5 protein-coding genes are annotated in these 4,013 nt (G+C 47.5%); all 5 read left to right on the top strand.

Annotated elements, in window-relative coordinates:
• Positions 1–1,592, top strand: a 1,592-nt coding sequence (locus KGY70_18325) for an ATPase (protein ID MBS3777158.1), incomplete at its 5' end; no start/stop codon positions are given.
• 130 nt (positions 1,593–1,722) lie between these two features.
• Complete coding sequence (locus KGY70_18320) at positions 1,723–2,184, top strand: V-type ATP synthase subunit K (protein ID MBS3777157.1); 462 nt, start codon at positions 1,723–1,725, stop codon at positions 2,182–2,184.
• 171 nt (positions 2,185–2,355) lie between these two features.
• Positions 2,356–3,480, top strand: coding sequence for a F0F1 ATP synthase subunit A (atpB, locus tag KGY70_18315; protein ID MBS3777156.1), 1,125 nt, complete (start codon positions 2,356–2,358; stop codon positions 3,478–3,480).
• A gap of 56 nt (positions 3,481–3,536) precedes the next feature.
• A complete protein-coding gene (gene atpE, locus KGY70_18310; protein MBS3777155.1) occupies positions 3,537–3,797 on the top strand; it encodes an ATP synthase F0 subunit C in 261 nt (86 codons plus the stop codon).
• A 74-nt stretch (positions 3,798–3,871) separates the two neighbouring features.
• Positions 3,872–4,013: ATP synthase F0 subunit B (locus KGY70_18305; protein ID MBS3777154.1), on the top strand; the 142-nt coding region annotated here is incomplete at its 3' end.

The raw sequence follows: 4,013 nt of genomic DNA, 5'->3' as shown, positions 1-4,013 counted from the left end.
TAGACGATGACACCCGTGCGGCCGATATCGTTCAACATATCAAGGCGGGTAAGGAAGAGATTGATCGGATTGAGCAGGAGCTGGTCACCCTGAAGAAGGACATCGACAAGGCACGTCCCTGGGGCGATTTTTCCGCAGATATGAAGGAAAAGCTGAAAAAGCTGAACCTCACCCCCCGGTTTTTTGCCATCAGTGAAAAACGGTTCGACACCGACTGGGAGAACCGGTATTACCTGGAGGTGATCAACCAGGAAGGGGGGAATCTGTATTTTGTGATCTTCCAGGAAGGCGATCAGGAGATTGATATAGATGCCGAAGAAGTGCGTCTGCCTGCACGGCCTTTTTCTGAGCTGGAAAAGGCCTATGATGATAAGGAGCGTCGCATTCAGGAGATCAACCGCATGTTTGATGATTATGCAGTGAAGTACCAGCAGGTATTGCGGGAAGAGCGGAAACGGCTTCAGGAGGAGACGGAATTCAATGAGGCCAAGAATCACACCGAGCTGCAGGCTGAAGATAAGGTGATGCTGCTGGAAGGTTGGGTTCCTGAAACCAGGGAAAAAGATTTGACGGATTTCCTGGAGAAACAGGATGTGTTGTATATACAGGAAGAGGCCAGGGCCGAAGACCCAGCCAAAGTCCCTATTTTATTGAAGAACAACAAGTTTGCCCGGGTCTTTCAGCCCTTGCAGGATCTCTTTTCCCTGCCCCACTATCACGAGATTGACCTGACGCCTTTCTTTGCGCCTTTTTTCATGATGTTTTTTGGTTTTTGTTTAGGTGACGCAGGCTATGGGATTTTTATATTGCTGGCTGTGACCATCTACAAGCACACCAAAGCCAAGCCCAAGATGAAGGTTTATCTGACCATGGCTCAGTGGCTGGGACTGGCCACGGTGATTATGGGGATTATAGGTGGAACCTTGTTTGGCATTAATCTGACCAAAGTAGACTGGACAGGCGATATCAGGAATATATTTTTGGATCCTCAGCAGCTTTTCTACCTGTCGCTGGCCGTGGGTATGTTGCAGATTCTTTTTGGTATGGTGATCAAAGCTGCCAACTTGTGGAGGCAGAACGGATTTGTGTATGCCCTTTCCACTTTTGGCTGGATAGGGGCCATTGTGGCATTAATCGTTTTTTCCGGAGGCGATCAGCTGGGATGGTTCGAGATGGCCGAGGTAAGCAGCATCTATCACGGTGTGCTCATTGCCAGCGGAGTTTTGATATTCCTGTTCAGCGATCCCAAAATCAATGTCTTCGCCAGGGTCGGCAAAGGCGTTTGGGATGCCTACAATGTGATAACCGGTGTATTTGGCGACCTGCTTTCCTACATCCGTTTGTTTGCCATTGGCATCTCCACGGCCATACTGGGACTGGTGATCAATGAGATTGCCATCACTTTCGGACAGATACCCTATGCCGGACCGCTGATCTTTGTGATCATCCTGCTGGTAGGACACATCGGCAACCTGCTGATATCCGGGCTGGGTTCGTTTGTGCACCCGATGCGTTTGATATTCGTGGAGTTCTACAAGAATGCCGGGTTTGACGGCGGAGGCAAGCGGTACAAACCTTTTGCCAAGTCATGAGGCACTGGGGAGCGAAATATTTCAACCGCATAAACCCCTATGATGCTTTACTCGGGCAATACATCAGCAATCTGTAAATCGATTCAAAACATAAATCAGAAGTTAAATTTTAAAAAAGGAGAAATAAACTATGAATGCACCTATTATTCTTGCGTATGCCGGATTGGCTATTATGGTGTTATTTTCCGGCATTGGTAGTGCCATTGGAGTATCTATGGGTGGAAACGCCACCATTGGAGCTTTAAAGAAAAGAGACGACGCTTTCGGCAGCTATATGTTGTTAAGTGCATTGCCCGGTACACAGGGGTTGTATGGCTTTGCAGGTTTCTTTATCATCAACAACCAGATGCCCACCCTGCTCGAGGCTGGTTTGAGCATGTACCAGGGTGTTGCCATTCTGGCTGCCGGTCTTGCACTGGGTTTTGTTGGTCTGTGGTCAGCACGGCGTCAGGGTACCGTCACATCCAACGGTATTGCAGCCATCGGCTCAGGCCATGATGTGTTTGGTAATACCATGATCCTTGCCGTATTTCCCGAGTTGTACGCAATTATCGCTTTTGCAGCAACTTTCCTGATCAGCACCCAGCTGTAATTTAGAGAGAAAACAAATAACAACGGAGTCCTTCGGGGATTTACCGTGGAAATCACACATATTGATCGGTAAAAGAGGCGGTGATTTAAATCAACATCGCCTTTTTTATTGGGGGCTGGCGAATAATGTGTTTATAAATTATATATTTTTGTTTAGTTTAACTAACCAGCCATGCCCAAAGCCTTTATCAATAAAGGAAACCTTATTACAGGGGTTTTGCTTATTGCCCTTTTTGCGGGATTGCCTGCACAGGCGGGTTCACCCGGCCATGCTTTCTCCGGCCCTGGTGATCCGAATGAACAAGCCCATCCGGATCAAGAGGGGTTGGATATTGGAGAGGTGATCATCGGGCATGTGGTGGATGACTATAGCTGGCATATCGCCACCATCGGCTCGACCCACATCACCATACCTCTTCCCGTGTTGCTTTACAGCCCGGAAAGGGGTTTTTTCTTTTTCTGGTCCAGCCGTTTTGATCATGGCCATAGCAATTATAAACGCTTTAAGATTGCACAGGAGGGTCCCAACAAAGGTTCCATTGTTACCTTGGATGAACAGGGAAAGGTCATGGAGCAGCAACCCCTGGATTTTTCCATCACCAAGAACGTCGCCGCCATCTTTTTCAGCATTGTGTTGATGCTTATCCTGTTCATTTATATCGCCCGTATATACAGGGAACGCAAAAACAAGCCGCCCAAAGGCATCCAAAGCCTGCTGGAGCCGCTGATCCTTTTTATCCGGGATGAAGTGGCCAGAAAGAGCATTGGAGAAGAGGATTATGAGCGCTTTACACCCTTTTTGCTGACCATGTTCTTCTTTATCCTGATCAACAATCTGCTGGGACTGATTCCCATCTTTCCTGCCGGAGCCAATGTAACGGGCAACATATCCGTGACACTGGCCCTGGCCCTGTTTACTTTTATTGCTATGCAGGTCAGCGGGAAAAAGGAGTACTGGCAGGAGATATTTAATCCTCCCAACATCCCCTGGTGGCTGAAAATTCCCATTCCGCTGGTTCCGGTTATTGAATTTGTGGGGATTTTCATTAAGCCGTTTGTTTTGGCGGTACGTCTTTTCGCCAATATATCGGCCGGACACATCGTGATGTTGGGTTTTTTAAGCCTGATCTTCATTTTTGGCAACATGAACGTGTATGCAGGGTACGGAGTATCCGTGTTTTCCGTGTTGTTTGTGGTGTTTATCACCTTTTTGGAGATCCTGGTGGCTTTTATCCAGGCTTATGTGTTTACGATCCTTTCGGCTATATATTTCGGTATGGCCTTGGGCCATGAATAAAACGAATTGCTGTTTTAACCGTATAGTTGATTATTCATTTTATAAATCTACATTCTATGACTACATTGACAGTTTTTTTATTGCAGGCTTCCTCTATGGTATACTATGCCCAGATTGGTGCTGCCCTGGGTGCGGCACTGGCTGCCTTTGCAGCCGCCTGGGGCATTGGCAGGATCGGCAGTTCTGCCATGGAATCCATTGCCCGTCAACCTGAGGCTGCCGGGGATGTGCGTTCCAACATGATTGTCTCGGCCGCTTTGATCGAAGGGGTATCCTTTTTTGCCATTGTGGTTTGTTTTCTGGTTTTGTTTGTTTAGAGGAACTTTTTTCGACTTTACAGCCCCCGACCCATGGCCGGGCTGTAAAGTTTAATCTTAAAAACCGGTAGATTATGGAACTGATCAAACCTGATTTTGGGTTGCTTTTTTGGATGCTGGTTTCCTTCAGTCTTGTTTTATTGATTCTTCGGGCCTTTGCCTGGAGGCCGATACTGAATGCACTGAAGGACCGGGAGAAGAAGATCCAGCAGCGAT

It is taken from the genome of Bacteroidales bacterium (assembly GCA_018334875.1).
Lineage (GTDB): Bacteria > Bacteroidota > Bacteroidia > Bacteroidales > UBA12077 > JAGXLC01.
The sequence above is the reverse complement of the archived record's forward strand: the minus strand, read 5'-3'. Positions and strand labels throughout refer to the sequence as shown.